We start from the raw sequence: 20,979 nt of genomic DNA on the forward strand, positions 1-20,979 counted from the left end.
CCTGGAACAGAGAACCTTGCAGACCATCGACAACCCGTTCGGCACGAGGTTGTCACCCATGTCTTAGGTACATTCTGTTACCCATGTCTCCGGGTCGTACCCTGTTTTTTCTGGTCGGAGTGGCAGGATTTGAACCTGCGACCCCATCGTCCCGAACGATGTGCGCTACCAGGCTGCGCTACACTCCGTGACCAGACCGCGGGCTTATAGCCGCCGCGTTTGGTTACTGCAAGCGTCAATGGAGGCGCTTCTGTCGCATTTCTTTCGCTTTCGTCGCCACGTCATACAGGTTTCAGTTTCCTGTCGCACAAACACGGCTTAAAGGGCTTCTGGGTAACCGTCGCCTTGCCTCGAAGCACCTGATTCAGCAGCCTGGAGTTTGCAGCCTTGTCGATGAAGATCGTTAGCGATGTCAAACCAAACACTTTTGAGTTTGAAACCTCGGCGCTGATCAAGCCGTCCGGGTTTCGCGAATATGATGCGCGCTGGTGGTTCGGCCATCCCGGCTCGAACGAAACACCGGAACTCAATCTGATCGGCGTTCAGGCGCTCGGCATGGGGCTCGGCACGCTGATCCGTCGCCTGGGTGCCGGGCCCGACATCGTCACCGGCCACGATTTTCGCTCCTATTCGCTTGCCATAAAGCTGGCGCTGGTTTCCGGGCTGATGGCAGCCGGCGCACGGGTCAAGGATGTCGGGCTGGCCCTGTCGCCGATGGCTTATTTCGCCCAGTTTGCGCTCGACACCCCGTCCGTCGCCATGGTCACTGCCTCGCACAACGAGAATGGCTGGACCGGCGTCAAGATGGGCGCGGCGCGCCCGCTGACTTTTGGTCCGGAGGAGATGAGTGCGTTGAAGGCGATCGTGCTGTCCGGCGATTTCGATCTTGTCGGTGGCGGCTCCTATGACTTCGTTGCGGACTTCCGCAAAACCTACCTTGACGATCTGACAGCGGGAAAGCGTATCTCCAGGAAGCTCAAGGTGGTGGCCGCTTGCGGCAACGGCACCGCTGGGGCTTTCGCTCCCGAGGCACTGGAAAGGATCGGCTGCGACGTAATCCCACTCGACGTCGAGCTCGATCATACATTTCCCAATTACAATCCAAACCCCGAAGACATGCAGATGCTGCACGCCATTCGCGACAAGGTGCTGGAAACGGGCGCCGATGTCGGGCTCGGTTTCGACGGCGACGGCGACCGCTGCGGCGTGGTCGACAATGAGGGCAACGAGATCTTCGCCGACAAGGTCGGTGTCATGCTGGCGCGCGACATTTCGCACCTCTATCCCGGCTCGACTTTCGTCGTCGACGTCAAGTCGACCGGATTGTTCATGACTGACAAGGTGTTGCGGGAAAATGGCGCGGTCACCGACTATTGGAAAACCGGTCACTCCTATATCAAACGGCGCGTCGCCGAACTCGGCGCCGCCGCCGGTTTCGAGAAATCGGGCCATTTCTTCTTCAATCCGCCGATCGGCCGCGGCTATGACGATGGCCTGGTAACGGCCATCGCCATATGCCAGATGCTGGATCGCAGTCCGCAAAGTAGCATGGCCGATCTCTACCGCGATCTGCCGCTGACGTTCGGCACGCCGACCATGTCGCCACACTGCGCCGACGAGCTCAAATACGGCGTCGTCGAGCGCGTCGTAGGCGATTTTCGCAAGATGAAGAACGACGGCGCGGTCTTCGCCGGCCAGAAGATCGCCGAACTGATCACCGTCAACGGCGTCAGGGTCGTGGCGGAGGACGGCACCTGGGGGCTGGTGCGGGCATCCTCGAACAAGCCGGAGCTTGTCGTGGTGGTCGAAAGCCCGGTATCGTCGGAGCGGCGCCGGCAGATGTTCGAAGCCGTCGATGCCGTGCTGCGCCGCAGCCCCGAAGTCGGCGCCTACAATCAGACCTTTTGAGCACGAGGCTTGTTTTCATGACCGAACGGATCGTCAGTTTTGTGATGAGCGGCGGCGTCGGCTCGCGGCTGTGGCCACTGTCGCGCGAGGACAATCCCAAGCAGTTCCATGATTTTTCCGGCGACGGCTCGATGCTGGCCAAGACGCTGCGCCGGCTGACCGCGCGGCCGGAGGGCGAAACGCCGATCTTCCTGATTGCCTCGGAAAGGCACGCCGACCGCGTTCATGCCGATATTGCCGGTCTCGAGCTTTCCGGCGGCGGCCCGCTGTTCGAGCCGACCGGCCGCAACACTGCCGCGGCCGTTGCCTTGGCAAGCCTGCGCACCTTGTCGGAATTCGGCGACAGCCTGGTGCTGGTGGTGCCCTCCGATCACGAGATCGCGACGGCGCAGCAATTCTGGCAGAGCGTCGAAGCCGGCACCGCGGCGGCGCGCGAGGGCAGGCTGGTGGTTTTCGGCATCAAGCCCGCGCAACCTGAGACCGGCTATGGCTACATCGAGGTGGCCGGCGAGCGGGACGGCATCTGCGACGTCTCGCGTTTCATCGAAAAACCCGATCTCGCCACGGCGCAGAGCTATCTCGAGGCCGGTAACTTCTATTGGAACACCGGCATCTTCCTGTTTCGCGCCAGCGCCATGCGCGACGCATTCATGGCTTTCCAGCCCGACATCTGGAGCGCCACCGAGGCTGCCTATCAGGCGGCGACATCAGACCTTTCGGGCCTCTACATGCCTCTGGAGCTCTATGCCGCCATCCCATCGACATCGATCGACTATGCGATCATGGAGCGCGCCAGCGGCATCGCCATGGTGCCGGCGGGCTTTCGCTGGAACGATCTCGGCTCCTGGCAATCGCTGCTCGACGTCGGCCCCTCCGACAGGCAGGGCAATGTCATCGTCGGCGATGTCGTCGCCATCGATTGCGAGAACTCCTATATCCGCAGCGATGGTCGCCTCCTGTCGGCCATTGGCCTGAAGGACGTCGCCATCGTGTCGACCGCCGACGCCACTTTCGTCGCGCCGGTCAGCCACAGCCAGAATGTCAAAAAGATCGTCGAGCAGCTCGAAAAGAGCGGTCGCCTTGAGACCAGGTTCACGCCCGCCGACGATCGCGTCATCGAAAGCGGCGCCTGGCAGCGCCGCGTGCACCATTGGCTGTTCGAGGAGACGGTGCCGTTGTGGTCGACGGTCGGCGTCGATGAGCGCCATGGCGGTTTCCACGAAGCGCTCGGCTTCGATGCCGCCCCCCTGATGAAACCCAAGCGCATGCGCACGCAGGCCAGGCAGATCTACGCCTTCGCCGTCGCCAAGGCGCGCGGCTGGAACGGCCCGGCCGATCGGTTGATCAGCCACGGCCTCGAATTCATGGCCAGGCACGGCCGTACCGACAATGGCGGCTGGGTACGCACCCTCAACATCGACGGCACCGTCGCCGACGGCGCCGAGGATGCTTACGATCATTCCTGCGTGCTCCTGGCGCTGGCGCATGCCCATATGTGCGGCAATCCCGATGCGTTGCGGCTTGGCGAGGAAACCTTTGCGTTCATCGACGCGCATCTCGAGGACGAACGCCTGACCGGCTTCCGCGAGACCTCGAGTGGCGAGGGCGAGCGCCGCTCCAACCCGCACATGCATCTGCTCGAGGCGTTCCTGGCCTGGCATCAGGCGACCGGCGAGCGCGCTCATCTCCGCCGCGCCGCGCGCATCGTCGATCTGTTCCGCAGCCATTTCTTCGACCCGGAAAGCTGGACCCTTGGCGAGTATTTCGACCATGAATGGCGGCCGGCCCCTGGCGAGAAGGGCACCTGGACCGAACCGGGCCATCATTTCGAATGGGCCTCGCTGCTGATCGACTTCGCCGGCCGCAGCCGCCAGAGCGACTTGACCGGCCTCGCCAGGAAGCTCTACGCGTCGGCGATCGCCAATGGCCTGAACCGCGCCACGGGCCTCGCCTACGGCGCCGTCTCGCGGCAAGGACAGCCGCTCGACCGCGTCTCGCGCAGCTGGCCGCAGGCCGAAGCGATCAAGGCGGCGATCGCGCTGGACGGTTCGGGGGGGCCCGACCTGAAGCCGGAAATCGAGGCGCGGGTCGGCCGGCTGTTCCGCTGGCACATCAATCCGGCACCGCTCGGCCTGTGGATCGACCGCATCGACGAGCGTGGCCGCTCGCTGGCAAACGAGGTGCCGGCCAGCATCTTCTATCATCTCGTCTGCGCGCTGACCCAGTATCTCGACGGCACGGCCCGCAAGGATCAGTACGGGCTGGCGACATCCCCGCTCTCGACATAGACCGACTTCAGCTGCGAATAGAGTGCTAGCGCCGCGAGCGAATTCTCGCGGCCGATGCCGGACTGCTTGAAGCCGCCGAAGGGGATTTCGACCGGCGTCAGATTGTAGGCGTTGATCCAGCAGGTGCCGGCCTGCAGTTCGGCGATCACACGATGGGCGCGCGCCAGGTCGCGGGTGAACACGCCGGCGGCGAGGCCGAATTCGGTATCGTTGGCGCGCTCGATCACCTCGTCCTCGCTGTCGAACTTCAGCACGCTCATCACCGGCCCGAAAATCTCCTCGCGCGCTATGCGCATCGTGTCGGTGACCTCGGTGAACACCGTCGGCTCGACGAAGAAGCCACCCTGGAAACCCTGCAGCGAAGGCACATTGCCGCCGCAGGCGAGCACCGCGCCATCCTGCTTGCCGGCCTCGATGTAAGAGACCACCTTGTCGTGCTGCGCCTTCGAGACCAGCGGCCCCATCTGCGTGTCCGGATCGAGCGGATCGCCGATGCGGATTTTCTTCGTCCGTTCGGTCAGCCTCTCGACGAAACGGTCATGGATGCCGCTCTGCACGAAGACCCGCGTGCCGTTGGAGCAGATCTGGCCGGTCGAATAGAAATTGCCGAGCATCGCGCCGCCGATGGCATTTTCGAGGTTGGCGTCTTCGAAGACGATCAGCGGCGACTTGCCGCCGAGCTCCATCGTCGCGTGCTTCATCTTCGAGCCGGCGAGCGACAGCACCTTGCGGCCGGTCGGCACCGAACCGGTCACCGAGACCTTGGCGACGACATCATGTCCGACAAGCCCGGCGCCGACATCGCCAAAACCCTGCACGACGTTGAACAGCCCGTCCGGCAGGCCGGCCTCGGTGTAGATTTCGGCGAGCGCCAGCGCTGAAAGAGGCGTGTTCTCCGACGGTTTGAACACCATCGCATTGCCCATGGCGAGCGCGGGTGCGGATTTCCAGCCGGCGATCTGGATCGGGTAGTTCCAGGCGCCGATGCCGACGCAGACGCCGAGCGCTTCGCGCCTGGTATAGGCAAAGGGTCCGCCGAGATCGACGGCCTCGCCATTAAAGGCGGCAACGGCGCCGCCGAAATATTCCAGGCAGTCGGCCGCCGACGGGGCGTCAGCAACCAGCGTCTCCTGGATAGGCTTGCCGGTATCCAGCGTCTCGATGCGCGCCAGATCGGCATTGCGCCCGCGCAGAATGTCGGCGGCACGGCGCAGGATGCGGCCGCGTTCGACCGGCTTCAGCCGCGCCCAGGCCGGTTGTGCTGCACGCGCCGCCTCGATCGCGAGCTCCAGCACGTTCGGCGTCGCCGAGCGCAGCATGGCGATGGTCTCGCCGGTTGCCGGATAGATAACCGGCAGCGCTGCGCCGCGCTCGTCGTCGATATAGCGGCCATTGACATAATGCGATGCCGTTGGCTGGGCGCGCATGACTGTTCTCCAAATCGTCTTGTCGCGGCATGCGGAATATGCGTCCGCCGGATCATGGCCTATCTGTCCGACACCTGCCAGCGCGGATTGATCCATGGTTCCTGGTTGGAAGGTGGCAGCGGCGTGCGCCCGAGAATGTGGTCGGCGGCCTTCTCGCCAGTCATGATCGACGGCGCGTTGAGATTGCCGTTGGTGACGCGCGGGAAGATCGAGGAATCGGCGACCCGCAGCCCTTCAACGCCAATGACGCGGCATTCCGGATCGACCACGCTCATCGCATCATCGGCACGGCCCATCTTGCAGGTGCCGCAAGGGTGGTAGGCGCTTTCGGCGTGGTCGCGAATGAAGGCGTTGAGGTCGTCGTCGGACTGCACATGCGAGCCCGGCGACAGTTCCTTGCCGCGGTACGGATCGAAGGCCGCTTGCCCGAAGATCTCGCGGGTCAGCCGGATGCAGTGGCGGAACTCCTTCCAGTCGTCCGGATGCGACATGTAGTTGAAGCGGATCACCGGCTTCGATTTGGGATCGGGCGAGCGCAGCGTGACCGAACCGCGCGACTTCGACCGCATCGGCCCGACATGCGCCTGGAAACCATGCGCCTTGGCCGCCGCTTTGCCGTCATAGCGGACCGCGGCCGGGATGAAGTGATACTGGATATCGGGATAATCGACGCCAGCGCGCGAGCGCACGAAGGCGGCTGCCTCGAAATGGTTGGTAGCGCCGAGGCCGGATTTGAAGAACAGCCATTGTGCCCCGATCATCGCCTTCGAAAACGGATTCAGCACCGAGTTCAGCGTGATCGGCTTTGTCGATTCCTGCTGGATGTAGAGCTCCATATGATCCTGCAGATTGCGGCCGACGCCCGGCCGGTCGGCGATCACGGGAATGCCGTTCTCCCTAAGGTGCTGGCCGGGGCCGATGCCGGACAGCATCAGGATCTTGGGCGAGTTGATCGAGGACGCGGCAACGATCACCTCGCGCCGCGCTCTGACTACCTGAATCCGTTTGCGCGCTTCGATCTCGACGCCGGTGGCGCGTTGATTCTCGATGATCACCCGCCGGGCGAAACCCTTGACCAGGATGACATTTTTCCGCCTCAGCGCCGGCCTCAGATAGGCGCTCGCCGCCGACCAGCGACGGCCGCCGCGGATGGTCTGCTCCATCGGCCCAAAGCCCTCCTGCTTCGCGCCATTATAGTCGTCGGTCAGCTCGAAGCCGGCCTGACGGCCTGCCTCGACGAAGGCGCCATAGAGTGGGTTCGTCCTCGAGCCGCGCTGCACAGTCAGCGGGCCGCCATGGCCGCGCCAGCCATCCTCGCCGCCTGCGCTGTCCTCCATGCGCTTGAAATAGGGGAGCACGTCGGCAAACCCCCAGCCGGCCGCGCCCTGTTCGGCCCAGTGGTCGAAGTCGCGGGCATGGCCGCGCACATAGACCATGCCGTTGATCGAGGACGAGCCGCCGATGACCTTGCCACGCGGCGTCGCCAGCACGCGGCCACCGAGGTGCGGCTCGGGCTCGCTGGCAAAGCCCCAGTCGTAGAGGCTCATATTGAGCGGGATCGACAGCGCCGACGGCATCTGGATCAGCGGCCCAATATCGCTGCCGCCATATTCGATGACGATGACCGAATGCTTGCCCTCCTCCGACAGCCGGTAGGCCATGGCCGAGCCGGCCGAGCCGGAGCCGATAATGACGAAATCCGCTTCAAGCATGGTTCATGCGCGCCCGTGGTTCATATGCGCAATGAAATCGGCCAGCGAGACGTTGCCGCCGGTTGCCACTACGAGAACGGTCTTGCCGGTCGCGTCGACCTTACCGCCGAGCAACGCCGCCAGCGAAGCAGCGCCGGATGGTTCGAGCACCAGCTTCAGCCGCTCGAAGGCGATGCGCATGGCGCGCCGCACCGAGGCATCGTCGACGGTGACGCCGCGAACGCCGGCCGCCTTCACCGCTGCGAACGGCGCGTCGCCCGGCCGCCGCGACATCAGCCCGTCGCAGATCGATTTCGGCCCGATCGGCATGGTTTCGATGGCGCCATGCGCCAGCGACGAGCCCATGCCGTCAAAACCTTCGGGCTCGACGCCGATGATCTCCGTGGCGGGCGACAGGTAATGGAAGGCCAGCGAAACGCCCCCGATCAGGCCGCCGCCGCCGACTGAGCAGAACAAGAGATCGGCCTCCGCTTGCCTGGCGGCGAGCTGGTCGAGTGCCTCCAGCCCGGCACCGGCCTGGCCGGCGACGATCTCCGGATCGTCGAACGGGTGCAGCAGCGCCAGGCCTTCGCTCGAGGCGATCTCGCGCGCCTTGGCGGCGGCGACTTCCTCACGCGCGCGCTCGCCATGGTCAGTCAGCACCACGCGCGCGCCGTAGCCCGATGTGGCGTCGCGCTTGGCGGCCGGCGCGTCGATCGGCATGACGATGGTGACGGGAATGCCAAGCGCTTCGCCTGCCGCCGCCAGCCCTTGCGCAAAATTGCCGGAGGAGTAGGCGACGACGCCCTTTTTGGTTTCGTCAGGCGAGAGCTTCTTCAGCCGCCAGTAGGCGCCGCGCACCTTGAACGATCCGGCCCATTGCAGCGATTCGGCCTTAACGAAGACGCGGGCAGCGCCGGTCTCGCGGGCGAGTGCCGCCGATTCCAGCAGCGGCGTGACCTGCGTTGCCTTGGAGGTGACGGCATAGGCCTGCCTGAGATGGTCGAGCGAGGGGACGAGACGGTCTGCCATCATTTGCCTCGCGGAAAGCGCTTCTGCTCTTCGAGCAGGTCGAGGTTCATATGGTTGCGCATGTAGCGCTCCGATGCCTTCTGCAGCGGCTGGAATTCCCAGGGATAATGGGTGCCGTTGCGCAGCGCCGGGTAGACCACCCAGCGGCGTGCCTGGCTGGCACGCACCGCGGCATCGAACGCCGCCATGTCCCAACGCGCCCGCACCTTGTCGGTGAAAGCGGCCACCAAAGCCGCATTGGCCGGATCGGCGGCGAGATTGGTCAATTCCCGCGGATCCGATTCAAGATCAAACAGTTGCGGCGGATCGATCTCGCAATGGATGAATTTGTAGCGGCCCTCGCGCATCGCCACCATCGGCGCGTTGGAGCCTTCGGCGGCATATTCCATCAGCACCGGCGCGGAGCGTTTCTTTCCGTTCAGCAACGGCAGCAGCGACTGGCCGTCGGTCCACGGCGCAATCGCGCTGATGTCGATGCCGGCGAGATCGCAAAGCGTCGGCGTCACGTCGAGGTTGGAAACCGGCGTCTCGATCAGCCCGGCGTGTACGCCCTTGCCGGCGATCATCAGCGGCACCCGCGCCGAACCTTCGAAAAAGCACATCTTGAACCACAGGCCGCGCTCGCCGAGCATGTCGCCGTGATCCGAGCAGAACAGGATGATCGTATCGTCGAGCATTCGCGTGCGCTCGAGTACCGACAGCAATTCGCCGACCTTGTCGTCGAGATAGGAGATGTTGGCGAAATAGCCGCGCCGTGCGCGGCGTATCTGCTCAGCGGTGATGTCGAACCTGTCATAGTCGCTGGCGCGGTAGAGCCGCTGCGAATGAGGGTCCTGCCTGTCGTAAGGAATGAAGCCGACCTCGGGCTCGAGCGCCGGGCAATCCTGGTAGAGGTCCCAGTAGCGCCGCCGTGCGACGTAGGGATCGTGCGGATGGGTGAAGGAAACCGTCAAGCACCAGGGCCGATGTGCGGCATCGTCGGAGACGCGGGCAAAATCGTAGAGCTTCTGCACCGCATGGAAGGCGACCTCGTCGTCATATTCCAGCTGGTTGGTGATCTCGGCGGTACCGGCGCCGCTGACGGAGCCGAGATTGTGATACCACCAGTCGATGCGCTCGCCGGGTTTGCGATAGTCGGGTGTCCAGCCGAAATCGGCCGGATAGATGTCGGTGGTCAGCCGCTCCTCGAAACCGTGCAACTGGTCCGGCCCGACGAAATGCATCTTGCCGGAGAGGCAGGTGTGATAACCTGCGGCGCGCAGATGATGGGCAAAGGTCGGGATCGAAGACGCGAATTCGGCGGCGTTGTCATAGACCCCGGTGCGTGACGGCAACTGGCCGCTCATGAATGCGGCGCGGCCCGGCGCGCAGAGCGGCGAGGCCGTGTAATTGTTGCAAAAACGCGCCGAACGCGCGGCGAGCGCCTTCAGATGCGGCGCGTGCAGGAAGTCCGCCGGCCCATCCGGAAACAGCGTTCCGTTGAGCTGATCGACCATGACGATCAGGATGTTGGGTCGCTTGGATGTCACTGCTTCTGCCGTCCGCTGAGCTTCGTTTCGAGATAGTCCTCGACCAGTGCAATCGCGGTCGCGGCATCGGGAACACCGTCCTTCAGCGCGCGCCTGATATAGAGCCCGTCGATCAGCGCCGCGGTCGCTTCGGCGACCCGATCGGCCTCGCTTCTCGGCAGGATGCCGGCCAGCCCGCTGAGCAGATTGGAATGCAGCCGGCGCGCATAGACCTTGAGCAGCCGGCGGAGTGCTGCCGATTTCTGCGCCTCGACATAGAAGGCGAGCCAGGCGGCGATCGTTTCGGGCTGGAACTGGATGTCGGAGAAATTGACCGCGACCACCGCCGAGACGCGCTGGCGCGCCGTGCCGGCCGCGCGAAGTGCGCGGCGCGTATCGGCGGTGAGTTCGCTGAGGATGTGCCGCATCGTCGCCAACAGCAATTCGTCCTTGACGCCGAAATAATGGTGGGCAAGCGCCGAGGACACGCCGGCGCGCCCGGCGATTTCCGACATCGTCACATCAAGCGAACCGCGCTCGCCGATCGCCGAGATCGTTGCGTCGATGAGCGCCCTGCGGCGCAACGGCTCCATTCCGAGTTTCGGCATTCCTGCTCCGGCCTGTTGGGACAAGATTATTTTTTATTGACGCATCAATCAACAAAAATCCAGCCTGATTTGCTGGCAAAAGCCAGGCACTATGACCAGATGATCAAGATCAAGCGATTGTGCGGTTCTGGCCCCTTCACGAAGCCGGCGGAACGGTTCATGCTTGAACAATGCTGAGGCGGGCCGCGACATACGTTGCCCGGCCCGCAGGATGGAGGTTGCCATGACAGCATGCATCGTCGGCTGGGCGCATTCGCGCTTCGGCAAGCTCGAAGGCGAGACGCTGGAGAGCCTGATCACCAAGGTGGCAGTCGAGGCGCTCGATCATGCCGGCATCGGTCCGGATGACGTCGACGAGATCGTGCTCGGCCACTTCAACGCCGGGTTTTCCGCCCAGGATTTCACCGCGAGCCTGGTCCTCCAGGCCGACGACCGGCTGCGCTTCAAGCCGGCGACCCGCGTCGAGAACGCCTGCGCCACCGGCTCGGCGGCGGTCAGGCAAGGCATCCGCGCCATCGACGCCAATGCCGCCCGTATCGTGCTGGTGGTCGGCGCCGAGCAGATGACGACGACGCCCGGTCCCGAGATCGGCAAGAACCTGCTCAAGGCCTCGTATCTGCCGGAGGACGGTGACACGCCGGCAGGCTTCGCTGGCGTCTTCGGCAAGATCGCCCAAGCCTATTTCCAGCGCTACGGCGACCAGTCGGATGCGCTGGCGATGATCGCCGCCAAGAACCACAAGAACGGCGTCGACAATCCCTACGCGCAGATGCGCAAGGATTTCGGCTACGAGTTCTGCCGGCAGGAAAGCGAAAAAAACCCCTTCGTCGCCGGTCCGCTGAAGCGCACAGACTGCTCGCTGGTGTCGGACGGTGCCGCCGCGCTTGTCCTTGCCGACACGGCCACGGCGCTGAAGATGCGCCGCGCCGTCGCCTTCCGCGCCAATGAGCATGTGCAGGATTTTCTGCCGATGTCGAAGCGCGACATTCTCGCCTTCGAAGGCTGCGAGCAGGCCTGGAACCAGGCGCTGAAGCAGGCGGGCGTGACGCTCGGCGACCTGTCCTTCGTCGAGACGCATGACTGTTTCACCATCGCCGAACTGATCGAGTATGAGGCGATGGGCCTGGCCAGGCCGGGCGAGGGCGCCAAGCTGGCCCTGGATGGCGAGACGGCGAAAGATGGAAGGCTGCCGGTCAATCCGTCTGGCGGGCTGAAGGCCAAGGGCCACCCGATCGGTGCCACCGGCGTATCGATGCATGTGCTGGGCGCGATGCAACTCGTCGGTGAGGCGGGCGGCATCCAGGTGCCGGGAGCAAAGCTCGGCGGCATCTTCAACATGGGTGGTGCCGCGGTCGCCAACTACGTTTCCATTCTCGACCGGATCAGATAAACCCGCCCGCATTTGCGGGAGGTGACATGACAAATCCGGTTCTGGTCGAGGTCTTGCGCGGCGCTCTCGTCGAGAGCGCCCATCGCGGCGCTGTTGCCGTCTTCGACGCCGACGGCAAGCCGGTCTGGGAGATCGGCGACACGGCACAGCCGGTGTTCCCGCGTTCGGCGGTCAAGGCGATCCAGGCGCTGCCGCTGGTCGAGAGCGGCGCTGCCGATGCCTACGGCTTCGGTGACCGGGAGCTGGCGCTGGCCTGCGCCTCCCATTCCGGCGAGCCGCCGCATGTCGAGCTGGCACGCGCCATGCTGGCGAAAGCCGGCCTCGACGAGACGGCACTCGAATGCGGCGCGCATTGGCCGTCGAGCCACGGGGCGACGCTGGCGCTTGCCCGCGCCGGCCGTGCGCCGAACACCTTGCACAATAATTGTTCCGGCAAGCACTCAGGCTTCCTATGCACCTGCGTTCACAGCGGCATCGCCCATCGTGGTTACGTCGAGGCTGGCCATGCCTCGCAGGAGATGGTGCGCGAAGCGATGCAGGCGGTGACCGGTGCTGCCCATGACGCCGATCACCGCGGCACCGACGGCTGCTCGATTCCGACCTATGCCGTGCCGCTGCGCAGCTTTGCCCTTGGCTTTGCCCGCATGGCGACAGGTGCCGGCTTCGAGCCGGTGCGCGCCCGGGCGGCGAAGCGGCTGCTTTCCGCCTGCATGGCCGAGCCGTTTTTCGTCGCCGGCACGGGCAGGTCCGACGTCGCGATGATGGAGGCCGCGCCGGGCCGGATTTTCGTCAAGGGAGGCGCCGAAGGTGTTTTTTGTGCAGCCGTTCCGGAGCTTGGCCTTGGCATCGCGCTGAAGTGCGACGATGGCGCCGGCCGCGCCGCTGAAGTGATGGTCGCAGCCGTGCTGGCTAAGCTTTTGCAAGCCGACCAGGCGCTCGCAGCGAAACTGACCGAACAGGCAAATCCGCCTATCGAAAGCCGGATCGGTGCCAAAGTCGGCGCGCTCCGGCCGACGGCCACCCTCAACTGACGTGGTTGCGCTCGACGGTCAGATGCGCGTAGCCGGCATTGCCTGATGCGGCGAGGTCACCGGTCACTCGCTCGGCCCAGCGTTGGCCGACGATCGCGCCGTTCTGGACTCCGTCGATGACATTGTCGGAGATGATTGCCGTTCCGGCACCTTCGACCACGCTGACGGCGATGCCGGTTCCGGCCTTGCGGACGATGTTTCCCGTGGCGACCACATTGCGCATGAACGGTCCCCAGCCGATCTGCATGCCGTAGAGCGGCGCATTCTCGATGACGTTGCCGGAAACGGTGGTGTCGGCCTCGACGCTGATGCCGACGCCGAAGCCGGGCGCGTCGGCAGGGTAGGGGCCGCTGGTCGACAGATTGCGGACGATGTTGCCGGAGCACACGCCCATGCGGCCGCCCTCATTGAAATTGACGATCGAAATACCGTTCGCGGCGCCATCGACGATGTTGTTGCCGATGACGGCGCCTTCGAACGAGAATTCGGAATACACGGCCGTCTCGCCCGAACGCGAGCAGGTGTTACCGGTGATCTGCAAATTGCTGGAACTGTTGGCGCGGATCGCCGAGAACGCGCAATCCGAGACAATATTGCCGGAGATGATGACGTTGCCGGCGCGGAACGCATTGATGCCGTTGCCGTTCTGGCCGGTTCCGCCGCTGCGCGCCTGGATGCGCTCGATCCGGTTGCCGCTGACGATGGTGCCGTCTTCCGCCGCCTGCCAGCGGTGCACGAGAATGCCGCCATTGGCGCAGTCGGAGACGCTATTGCCTGATATTTCCAGGCCATCGGCCTCGACCGAATAGATGCCGACATCGGCCGCACCGGATATCTCCGAGCACTGGATGCGGCCCGAGGCCTGTTCGAGCGCCAGACCGTTCTTGCCGCTGCCGGTCATCTGGCAGTTGTCGACGACCAGATGGGCGATGCGGCGCAGATCGAGCAGGCCTTGCGTGTAGTCGCCCATCCAGCGGTTGCTGCCATCGAACACCAGCCCGCTGAGTTCGATATGCTCGGCCCGTTCGGCCATAATGAGATGGCCATTGCCGCCATAGACGATCCGCGATGCGCCCGGCACGCCGGACAGGCGCACGCGGCCGGGCAGCGACAGGTTGGAAACGATATAGGTCCCCGGTGGCAGGAACACCGTGATGTCGCGGTCGTGCGCGTCGCGCAGCAGCTTGGCGAAAGCCTTGCTCTGGTCGTCAAGCGCACCGGGCCGGACGCCGAGCTCGGTCGCGTTGATCGCGCCACGCATCGCGGCTTTCTCGATGCCGGGAAGGTTTTTCGCCGCTGCCTTGCCGAGCGAAAGCCCCATGACGGCAAAGCCGGCGGTCTGCGCAAGCAGCGTTCGTCTGTTCAACATCGGCACAGATTCCTTGCGTTCAACGGTCGCGCCGCAGGATTCGTGCCAGACTAGCCCGGTCGAACTCGTGGTGAAATCTGACGCTTGGCCCCTATTCCATCCTCGTTGGCTCAGCGATCACCGCCCCGTTGAAGGCAAGTTGCAGGAATATCTGGTCGATCTCCGCGGGAGACAGCTTCGTATCCCTCTCAAGCCACCAGTGCATCACTTCAAAGAACGCGCCAACGATGAAGCGTGTGGCAATCTCAAGTCTGACTCCGCCTTCATCACCTTGGATATTCGCCAACTCATGGCGAACCTGCCTGCTTATCCAGCCGCGGATCTCTTCTGGCATTTCGCGCTTTTTCCCGCCCATCAGCGCACGGTGCATCTCCCGCGTGGCATGAGCATGCTCGAACACCGGACCGCTGAAGGAAAAGCCCTTGGCGTTCCGCTGCGAATGGCGTTCGGCACCGTGTGCCTGCAAGGTCTTCAGATGGTCGTCGATCGTTGCTTTCCTCAAGCGGTCCTTGTCGGGATAGTGTGTGTAGAAAGTCGAGCGGCCGACATCGGCTTCCCTGCAGATATCCTCGACCGTGATCGCCGTATATCCCTTCTCGGCGGTCAGTCTGAAAAGCGCCTGCTGCAGTCGGCTGCGGGTCCTGGCGACCCGACGGTCGATCGGTCCGGCTGGCATCGGCAACATCCTTTTCCGGCCAAAGGACACCAAATCGTCCAGTATTGGGCGCGTCGGTGCGATGTGGCCAGTAAAACTGATACTGGACACACTGTCCAGTATCATATGCTCTTGCGGAAGGCCCAGCGCGATGCCCGGCTGGCCGGAGATAAAGCAATGCACCAACGTCTTTTCGGAACAATAGTTGGAGGGCATGCGCTAGTCGCGCTCGTCAAAGTGGCCGTGGTGCTCGCGGCATTTTTCTCGTTGGGACAGGCAAATGCGGTCTTTTCCTTGGGAGTTCCCGTCCTCCTGCTTCATGCTGGTGCACTCGTCGTAGTCGCGAGCTTATTGATATGGCAAAGCGCTCACGGGCGGCTGTCCGCCAAGGCCCGCAGACCGGCCGCCAGCGAGGAGAAGGCGCCGCATGTCGGCATCACGCTTCATTCCGCCGCCCTGTACGATATGCTGGCGTGGCTTCTGACCTTCGGTCGCGAACGTGCTTTTCGCGAAAGGATATTAAGCTTTGCGAAGCTGAAACCGGGAGAAGTGGTCCTGGATGTCGGGTGCGGCACCGGCACCACCGCGCTCCTTGCCAGACAGAAGGTGGGGCCGGAGGGGCGTGTGCACGGCGTCGACGCCTCCGCCGAAATGGTTGCGCGCGCGACGGCAAAGGCCCGGCGAGCCGGGCTACAAGTCGGGTTCTCGACCGCCACCGCTCAGGAACTGCCTTTCAAGGATGGGGAATTTGATGTCGTCCTCAGCACGCTGATGTTCCACCATCTTCCAAAGAAGGGCCGCGAGGATTTCGGCAGAGAAGCCTTCCGCGTCCTGAAGGCGGGCGGTCGCGTGCTTATCGTCGATTTTGCAAAACCGCCGCGCCGGAAGAGCACCTTTCGGCTCCACCGGCATGGTTACGTCGATTTGGACAAAATCGCAGCGGATCTCGGCCGGCTCGGCTTCAATATCGTTGAGCGAGGCGACGTCGGAACCAAGGGGCTCCGCTATCTAATTGCGCAGCCGGACCCCAAGCGGCTGTTAAACGTCGGGTATTGAACCCAGATTTCCGTCACCATCCTCTTCTTCAGCAATGGCTTGTGGAGTCGTCGCGCCGGGCCTAAGTTCGTCGGATGAGCAGGGCCTTCACCCGCGAGGAAGACAGCGAAAACGCCATTGCCGGCATCGGCGAGCGGCCGATCAGCCATCACCGCAATCTGGTCACGGAACGCGGCATGGCGCTGATCGATGCCGAGGTGGCCGCTCTGCGCGACGAACTGGGCAGAGCCGAGAAGAGGGCCGACCGCGAGCGCATCGCGCTGGTGTCGCGTGATCTCCGCTACTGGACGGCGCGGCGCGAAAGCGCCGAGCTTTCGGTGCCGGAACCGGGCAGCGACATGGTTCGCTTCGGCATGGGCGTCACGCTGGAAAGCCACGACGGCAAGAAGGTGCACTGGAAGATCGTCGGCGAGGATGAGGCAAATCCCGCCAAGGGGACAATTTCCCATATGTCGCCGATGGCGATGGCGCTGTTCGGCAAGAAGGTCGGCGAAGTTGCCGTGGTCAACGGTAAGGAATGGGAGATCGTCAAGCTCTCCGACAGTTAGTCTTCGAGCTTGACGACATGATCGCGGAAGAACGCCGCGGCGCCGGCCTCGTCGATTTCGCCGGCGGCGACGCCCATGACGAATTCGTAAAGCATGCCGTCATTGGCCGACAGGGCATAGCCATTCACAATCAGAAATGCGCCGGCCGCGACAATGGCCGTGCGTTTGTTGCCGTCGACAAAGGCATGATTTCTGGCAATGCCGAAGACATAGCCGGCTGCGAGTTCTTCAACCGACGGGTCTCCGTAGTTGGCCTTGTTTTCGGCGCGAGCGAGCGCCGATTCGAGGGCATTTTCATCCCTCAAGCCTTGTGCTCCGCCGTGTCGGCGCAACTGCTCCGCGTGCATGGCTTCGACTGCACGCCGCGTCAGAAACTCCCAGCTCATTCGGCGAGCTTCTGAAGCGCGACCTTGTATTTGTCCATCACCTTGCGGGCAGCTTTCATTTGCCGCTCGAAGCTGTCGTCCACCGGCTTCAGCGCAAGACCGTCACCTGTTTCAACGATTTGAAGCTGGTCGCCGGCCTTCAGGTTCAGACGATCGAGAAGCTCCCTCGGCAGGATCACGCCTTCGGAATTGCCGATCTTGCGAATGGTCGTGTTCATGGTGAGGCATCCTGTTGCAACGCTGATTATAACTCAGCGTGTTTCTTGTTACAACAGACATTGTAACAAAGCGTCAGCCGGCCTGCAGCAGCCGGTCCATCAGCCGCTCCGCCGCTTCCGGGATGACCGTGCCGGGCGGGAAGATTTCAGTGGCGCCTGCCTGCCGGACTGCATCGTAATCCTGCGGCGGGATAACGCCGCCGGCGACGATCAGCATGTCGTCGCGGCCCAACTTCTTCAGTGCAAGCTTGAGTTCGGGAATGAGCGTCAAATGGCCCGCAGCCAGCGACGAGGCGCCGACGATGTGCACGTCATGCTCGACTGCCAGTCTGGCGATCTCGTCCGGCGTCTGGAACATCGGCCCGACGGTGACGTCGAAGCCTAGGTCGGCAAAGGCGGTGGCGATCACTTTCTGGCCGCGATCATGGCCGTCTTGCCCCATCTTGGCGACCAAAATGCGCGGCTTGCCGCCGGACCTCTCCTCGAACGCGATGATCTTGTCCTGCAGCCGGTCGACCACGGGATTGTCGCCGAGCGCGTTGCGATAGACGCCGGAGATCGTCTGCACCGAGGCGACATGGCGGCCGAAAACCTTTTCCAGCGCCAGCGAAATCTCGCCGACCGTGGCGTTGGCGCGTGCGGCCCGGATGGCGAATTCCAGCAGGTTTCCGTTACTCCCGGCAGCACGGGTAAGCGCATCGAGCGCGCTCTCGACGGCGGCGACGTCACGCGTACCTTTCAGCCGCTGCAGCTTCGACAATTGCCGCGCCCTGACTTCGGCATTGTCGATCCTCAGCACGTCGACTTCGATGTCCGTGCCGGGACGGTGAGCATTGACACCGACCACGATCTGTTCGCCGGAATCGATGCGCGCCTGGGTGCGCGCGGCAGCCTCTTCGATGCGCAGCTTCGGTAGGCCCCTTTCGATCGCCGCGGCCATGCCGCCGAGGCTCTCGACCTCCTCGATATGCGCAAGCGCACGCGCCGCCAGATCATGTGTCAGCCGTTCGACATAGGCGGAGCCGCCCCACGGGTCGATAATGCGCGTCGTGCCGGATTCCTTCTGCAGGATGAGCTGTGTGTTGCGGGCGATGCGGGCCGAATGGTCGGTCGGCAGCGCCATTGCCTCGTCGAAGGAATTGGTGTGCAGCGACTGCGTATGCCCTTGAGTGGCGGCCATCGCCTCGATCATGGTGCGGATGATGTTGTTGTAGGGATCCTGCGCCGTCAGCGACCAGCCCGAGGTCTGGCAATGGGTGCGCAGTGACAGCGAGCGCTCGTCCTTCGGCGAAAAGTTCTTCAGCATCAGGCTGGCCCACAAAAGGCGCGCTGCTCTCAGCTTCGCGACTTCCATGAAGAAATTCATGCCGATCGCCCAGAAGAAGGAAAGGCGCGGCGCGAAACGGTCGATGTCGAGGCCGGCCGCGACGCCGGCGCGGGCATATTCGATACCGTCTGCAATCGTGTAGGCGAGCTCGAGATCCGCCGTCGCTCCCGCCTCCTGCATGTGATAGCCGGAGATCGAGATCGAATTGAACTTCGGCATGTGCTTCGACGTGTAGGAAAAAATGTCCGACACGATCCGCATCGAAGGTTTTGGCGGATAGATGTAGGTGTTGCGCACCATGAACTCTTTCAGGATGTCGTTCTGAATGGTCCCGGTGAGGTCCTTCTGCGCAACGCCCTGTTCCTCCGCCGCGACGATATAGAGCGCCATGATCGGCAGCACCGCGCCGTTCATCGTCATCGATACCGTCATCTCGTTAAGCGGGATGCCGTCGAACAGCTGGCGCATGTCGAGAATGGAATCGATGGCGACGCCGGCCATGCCGACATCGCCGGCGACGCGCGGATGGTCGCTGTCGTAGCCGCGGTGCGTGGCGAGATCGAAGGCGACCGACAGGCCTTTCTGGCCGGCGGCAAGGTTGCGCCGGTAGAAGGCGTTGGACTCTTCGGCCGTCGAGAAGCCGGCATATTGCCGGATCGTCCAGGGTTGCTGGACATACATCGTCGGATAGGGGCCGCGCACGAAAGGCGGCAGGCCTGGATAGGTATCGAGATGTGGCAAGCCCTTGAGATCGCCCTGGTTGTAGAGATGCTTGACGGCAATGCCTTCCGGCGTCACCCGCTGGCCTTTGACCTCGACCGGCACCCGCCGTGGCGGCGACCAGCCGATCTGGCTGAAATCCGGGATCATGGCACGGCTCCGATCGACTGATCGATGCGGATCGGAAATAGCGGCTCGCACACCGCAACGCCTTCGGTGAAGGCAGGCCGCCGCTCCGCCGCCAGCGTCTCGACCGGACGCTCGGTCTTCGACGGGTGCAGCGTCGTGCCGACGATCGCCCGTTCGCCCGCCTGGTAGGCTGTGTTGCGGCGGGCGGAAGCTGCCTGGACGCGCCTCTGGATGTGGCCTTGCTCAAGGCTGGTCAGCACGCCGCCTTCTGCCTCGATCTGCTGGAACTCCTGCCAGGCCGCCGCGCAGAGCTCCGCAGTCAGCGCTTCGACGGCGCCCGAACCGCAAGCTGGATCGGCGACGTGGTCGATGTGGCTTTCATTGGCCATGATCAGTTGCGCGTTGCGGGCAACGCGGCGGGCAAAACCCGCGGGCAGGCCGTGCGCGATCGTGTGCGGCAGGATGGCGATCGAATCCGCGCCGCCGGCGGCAGCCGCGAAAGCGGCGATGGTGGTGCGCAGGATGTTGGTTTCCGGATCGGCCGCCGTCATCATCCGGAAGGATGTTTCGGCATGGATGCTGGCGGTGGAGGGCGGTATCGAGCAGGCCTCCTGGACACGCGCCCACAGCCTGCGCAACGCCCTGACCTTGGCCGTCGAAACGAACTGGTCCTGGTCGACGCTGAGCGCAAAACCGATATGCGGCGCCGCGTAGACGAGCGGCTGGCGCGCCTTCTCGAACAGCCTCAAATAGGAGACGGCCGAGGCGAGCATGGTGCCAAGCTCCTGCGCCTCGGTGGCGCCGGCATTGTGGAATACCCGCCCGTCGGCCTCCAGCAGCACGCCGGGCACACCCATCGAAAAGAAATGCGCCAGCGATTGCGGCATCGAAGCCTGTAAAGCCTCGATCGACATGCGCAGCCTGCCGGTCCCGGCAAAGATCGCCGCCGGATCGATGCCGAAGGAGAGGTTGAGCTTTGCCGGGTCGGAGCGGCGCTTGGTCAAAAACGCCACCAGCCAGTCGGCCACGGCACGGCTCCAGGGATGGGCGTCGATGCGGATCTGGATGCGGTTGAGCGGCACGCCGTCGAGCACGCCCTCCAGCGCCTCCGCCGTCCTCGGCAAGCCATAGCCGAAGGCGTTCGGCGCACCCTCGAAGACAAGCGACAGTCCGGTGGCACCCTGCGCGACGTCTTCCAGCGCCTGCGCACTGGCGCGGCCTATGTCCGGATCGTCGATGCGCTGGCTGACGATCCACGGTGATCCCGGGTTGGCGCGCACGACAGGCTCGGCGGTTACCGAACGCTCGTAGAGCGGCTCGATGCGGATGGCGTCGTCCGTATGCGAGACGAGCTTTTCCTCGAAGGACCCGCCGGCCAGCGCCTTCTCCGCCAGCGCCAGCCATCGTTGCCGGTCGACGTTCGGAAGTTCGGCATCCTGGGTCAAGGCACCGGCGCCCATCGGTTCTCCTCGTTCTAGCGGCCGCAGCGGCCGACTATGTCAGTCTACGGTCCCCGGCCCGATATCACAATGCAGCACACATGCCGTGCAACACGCCTTTCGTGACGGCGACCGTCAATCGATTGCCAAACATGGGCAGGTTCCGCAAGCTCCAAAAGCCATTTTCGACGGTGCCCATTGTCGCTGCGCAATGGCCTCATTATACCTGCGGCGGGGCTCCCTTTTCTT

17 protein-coding genes and 1 tRNA gene are annotated in these 20,979 nt (G+C 63.9%); 6 read left to right on the plus strand and 12 right to left on the minus strand.

Translation table 11 applies throughout. The features are described from left to right. Positions 1 to 111: 111 nt before the first annotated feature. Positions 112 to 188, minus strand: a tRNA-Pro gene (locus tag NKJ13_RS20285). A 205-nt stretch (positions 189 to 393) separates the two neighbouring features. On the opposite strand from NKJ13_RS20285, the gene NKJ13_RS20290 reads away from it, so the two are divergent. Beyond that, a complete protein-coding gene (locus NKJ13_RS20290) occupies positions 394 to 1,908 on the plus strand; it encodes a phosphomannomutase/phosphoglucomutase (protein WP_502899854.1) in 1,515 nt (504 codons plus the stop codon). A gap of 17 nt (positions 1,909 to 1,925) precedes the next feature. Beyond that, positions 1,926 to 4,196, plus strand: coding sequence for an AGE family epimerase/isomerase (locus tag NKJ13_RS20295; protein WP_352778046.1), 2,271 nt, complete (start codon positions 1,926 to 1,928; stop codon positions 4,194 to 4,196). On the opposite strand, the gene betB is transcribed toward NKJ13_RS20295, so the two are convergent. Genes betB through betI form a run of 5 tightly spaced genes read right to left on the minus strand, consistent with a single transcriptional unit; the run spans position 4,160 to position 10,462 of the window. Further along, positions 4,160 to 5,623 carry a betaine-aldehyde dehydrogenase gene (gene betB / locus NKJ13_RS20300; protein WP_352778047.1) on the minus strand — a complete coding sequence of 488 codons (1,464 nt, stop codon included), beginning with the start codon at positions 5,621 to 5,623 and terminating at the stop codon, positions 4,160 to 4,162. The two genes, NKJ13_RS20295 and betB, sit on opposite strands and share 37 nt — an antisense overlap. A 59-nt stretch (positions 5,624 to 5,682) precedes the next feature. Further along, a complete protein-coding gene (gene betA / locus NKJ13_RS20305) occupies positions 5,683 to 7,335 on the minus strand; it encodes a choline dehydrogenase (protein ID WP_352507458.1) in 1,653 nt (550 codons plus the stop codon). 3 nt (positions 7,336 to 7,338) lie between these two features. Beyond that, a complete protein-coding gene (locus tag NKJ13_RS20310; RefSeq protein ID WP_502900894.1) occupies positions 7,339 to 8,346 on the minus strand; it encodes a threonine/serine dehydratase family protein in 1,008 nt (335 codons plus the stop codon). Further along, positions 8,346 to 9,875, minus strand: a complete 1,530-nt coding sequence (gene betC / locus NKJ13_RS20315; protein WP_352507460.1) for a choline-sulfatase — start codon at positions 9,873 to 9,875, stop codon at positions 8,346 to 8,348. The genes NKJ13_RS20310 and betC overlap by 1 nt, the downstream gene beginning before the upstream one ends. Continuing rightward, positions 9,872 to 10,462, minus strand: coding sequence for a transcriptional regulator BetI (betI, locus tag NKJ13_RS20320; RefSeq protein WP_352454288.1), 591 nt, complete (start codon positions 10,460 to 10,462; stop codon positions 9,872 to 9,874). Before betI ends, betC begins: the two co-directional genes overlap by 4 nt. A 223-nt stretch (positions 10,463 to 10,685) precedes the next feature. Between betI and NKJ13_RS20325 the strand changes: the two genes are divergently transcribed. Both NKJ13_RS20325 and NKJ13_RS20330 read left to right on the plus strand, forming a co-directional pair. After that, the gene (locus NKJ13_RS20325) at positions 10,686 to 11,852 is read left to right on the plus strand and encodes an acetyl-CoA acetyltransferase (protein ID WP_352507462.1); all 1,167 of its coding nucleotides are present in this window, start codon (positions 10,686 to 10,688) and stop codon (positions 11,850 to 11,852) included. Positions 11,853 to 11,878: 26 nt separating this feature from the next. Then, positions 11,879 to 12,883, plus strand: coding sequence for an asparaginase (locus NKJ13_RS20330; RefSeq protein ID WP_352507463.1), 1,005 nt, complete (start codon positions 11,879 to 11,881; stop codon positions 12,881 to 12,883). Here the strand turns inward: NKJ13_RS20330 and NKJ13_RS20335 are convergent. Further along, the gene (locus NKJ13_RS20335; RefSeq protein ID WP_352778049.1) at positions 12,876 to 14,252 is read right to left on the minus strand and encodes a TIGR03808 family TAT-translocated repetitive protein; all 1,377 of its coding nucleotides are present in this window, start codon (positions 14,250 to 14,252) and stop codon (positions 12,876 to 12,878) included. The genes NKJ13_RS20330 and NKJ13_RS20335 overlap by 8 nt on opposite strands. 91 nt (positions 14,253 to 14,343) lie before the next feature. After that, positions 14,344 to 15,123 (minus strand): TetR/AcrR family transcriptional regulator, encoded by a 780-nt coding sequence (locus tag NKJ13_RS20340; protein ID WP_352778051.1) that lies wholly within the window; start codon positions 15,121 to 15,123, stop codon positions 14,344 to 14,346. A gap of 21 nt (positions 15,124 to 15,144) precedes the next feature. Between NKJ13_RS20340 and NKJ13_RS20345 the strand changes: the two genes are divergently transcribed. Then, positions 15,145 to 15,963: a class I SAM-dependent methyltransferase gene (locus NKJ13_RS20345; RefSeq protein WP_352778053.1), complete on the plus strand. Its 819-nt coding sequence runs from the start codon at positions 15,145 to 15,147 to the stop codon at positions 15,961 to 15,963. Between the two features lie 74 nt (positions 15,964 to 16,037). Then, positions 16,038 to 16,511, plus strand: a complete 474-nt coding sequence (locus tag NKJ13_RS20350) for a GreA/GreB family elongation factor (RefSeq protein ID WP_352490814.1) — start codon at positions 16,038 to 16,040, stop codon at positions 16,509 to 16,511. Here the strand turns inward: NKJ13_RS20350 and NKJ13_RS20355 are convergent. The 4 genes from NKJ13_RS20355 to NKJ13_RS20370 all read right to left on the minus strand — a co-directional run bounded on the left by NKJ13_RS20355 (position 16,508) and on the right by NKJ13_RS20370 (position 20,751). Beyond that, positions 16,508 to 16,897: a type II toxin-antitoxin system death-on-curing family toxin gene (locus NKJ13_RS20355; protein ID WP_352778055.1), complete on the minus strand. Its 390-nt coding sequence runs from the start codon at positions 16,895 to 16,897 to the stop codon at positions 16,508 to 16,510. The two genes, NKJ13_RS20350 and NKJ13_RS20355, sit on opposite strands and share 4 nt — an antisense overlap. Beyond that, a complete protein-coding gene (locus tag NKJ13_RS20360) occupies positions 16,894 to 17,115 on the minus strand; it encodes an AbrB/MazE/SpoVT family DNA-binding domain-containing protein (protein ID WP_352490816.1) in 222 nt (73 codons plus the stop codon). The genes NKJ13_RS20355 and NKJ13_RS20360 overlap by 4 nt, the downstream gene beginning before the upstream one ends. 73 nt (positions 17,116 to 17,188) lie before the next feature. Next, complete coding sequence (gene scpA / locus NKJ13_RS20365) at positions 17,189 to 19,312, minus strand: methylmalonyl-CoA mutase (protein WP_352778057.1); 2,124 nt, start codon at positions 19,310 to 19,312, stop codon at positions 17,189 to 17,191. Continuing rightward, a complete protein-coding gene (locus tag NKJ13_RS20370; protein ID WP_352778059.1) occupies positions 19,309 to 20,751 on the minus strand; it encodes a methylmalonyl-CoA mutase subunit beta in 1,443 nt (480 codons plus the stop codon). The genes scpA and NKJ13_RS20370 overlap by 4 nt, the downstream gene beginning before the upstream one ends. Positions 20,752 to 20,979 lie beyond the last annotated feature (228 nt).

The organism is Mesorhizobium sp. M0174, assembly GCF_040322275.1.
In the GTDB taxonomy this organism is placed as follows: domain Bacteria; phylum Pseudomonadota; class Alphaproteobacteria; order Rhizobiales; family Rhizobiaceae; genus Mesorhizobium.

Excerpts from the sequence above, each read along its gene's own strand:
- NKJ13_RS20355 (WP_352778055.1), bottom strand. The coding sequence starts at position 16,897 with ATGAGCTGGGAGTTTCTGACGCGGCGTGCAGTCGAAGCCATGCACGCG.
- NKJ13_RS20350 (WP_352490814.1), top strand. The coding sequence starts at position 16,038 with ATGAGCAGGGCCTTCACCCGCGAGGAAGACAGCGAAAACGCCATTGCC.
- NKJ13_RS20310 (WP_502900894.1), bottom strand. The coding sequence starts at position 8,346 with ATGGCAGACCGTCTCGTCCCCTCGCTCGACCATCTCAGGCAGGCCTAT.
- betA (WP_352507458.1), bottom strand. The coding sequence starts at position 7,335 with ATGCTTGAAGCGGATTTCGTCATTATCGGCTCCGGCTCGGCCGGCTCG.
- scpA (WP_352778057.1), bottom strand. The coding sequence starts at position 19,312 with ATGATCCCGGATTTCAGCCAGATCGGCTGGTCGCCGCCACGGCGGGTG.
- betI (WP_352454288.1), bottom strand. The coding sequence starts at position 10,462 with ATGCCGAAACTCGGAATGGAGCCGTTGCGCCGCAGGGCGCTCATCGAC.
- betB (WP_352778047.1), bottom strand. The coding sequence starts at position 5,623 with ATGCGCGCCCAGCCAACGGCATCGCATTATGTCAATGGCCGCTATATC.
- NKJ13_RS20335 (WP_352778049.1), bottom strand. The coding sequence starts at position 14,252 with ATGTTGAACAGACGAACGCTGCTTGCGCAGACCGCCGGCTTTGCCGTC.
- NKJ13_RS20370 (WP_352778059.1), bottom strand. The coding sequence starts at position 20,751 with ATGGGCGCCGGTGCCTTGACCCAGGATGCCGAACTTCCGAACGTCGAC.
- NKJ13_RS20295 (WP_352778046.1), top strand. The coding sequence starts at position 1,926 with ATGACCGAACGGATCGTCAGTTTTGTGATGAGCGGCGGCGTCGGCTCG.
- NKJ13_RS20330 (WP_352507463.1), top strand. The coding sequence starts at position 11,879 with ATGACAAATCCGGTTCTGGTCGAGGTCTTGCGCGGCGCTCTCGTCGAG.
- NKJ13_RS20360 (WP_352490816.1), bottom strand. The coding sequence starts at position 17,115 with ATGAACACGACCATTCGCAAGATCGGCAATTCCGAAGGCGTGATCCTG.
- NKJ13_RS20290 (WP_502899854.1), top strand. The coding sequence starts at position 394 with ATGAAGATCGTTAGCGATGTCAAACCAAACACTTTTGAGTTTGAAACC.
- NKJ13_RS20325 (WP_352507462.1), top strand. The coding sequence starts at position 10,686 with ATGACAGCATGCATCGTCGGCTGGGCGCATTCGCGCTTCGGCAAGCTC.
- NKJ13_RS20340 (WP_352778051.1), bottom strand. The coding sequence starts at position 15,123 with ATGCCCTCCAACTATTGTTCCGAAAAGACGTTGGTGCATTGCTTTATC.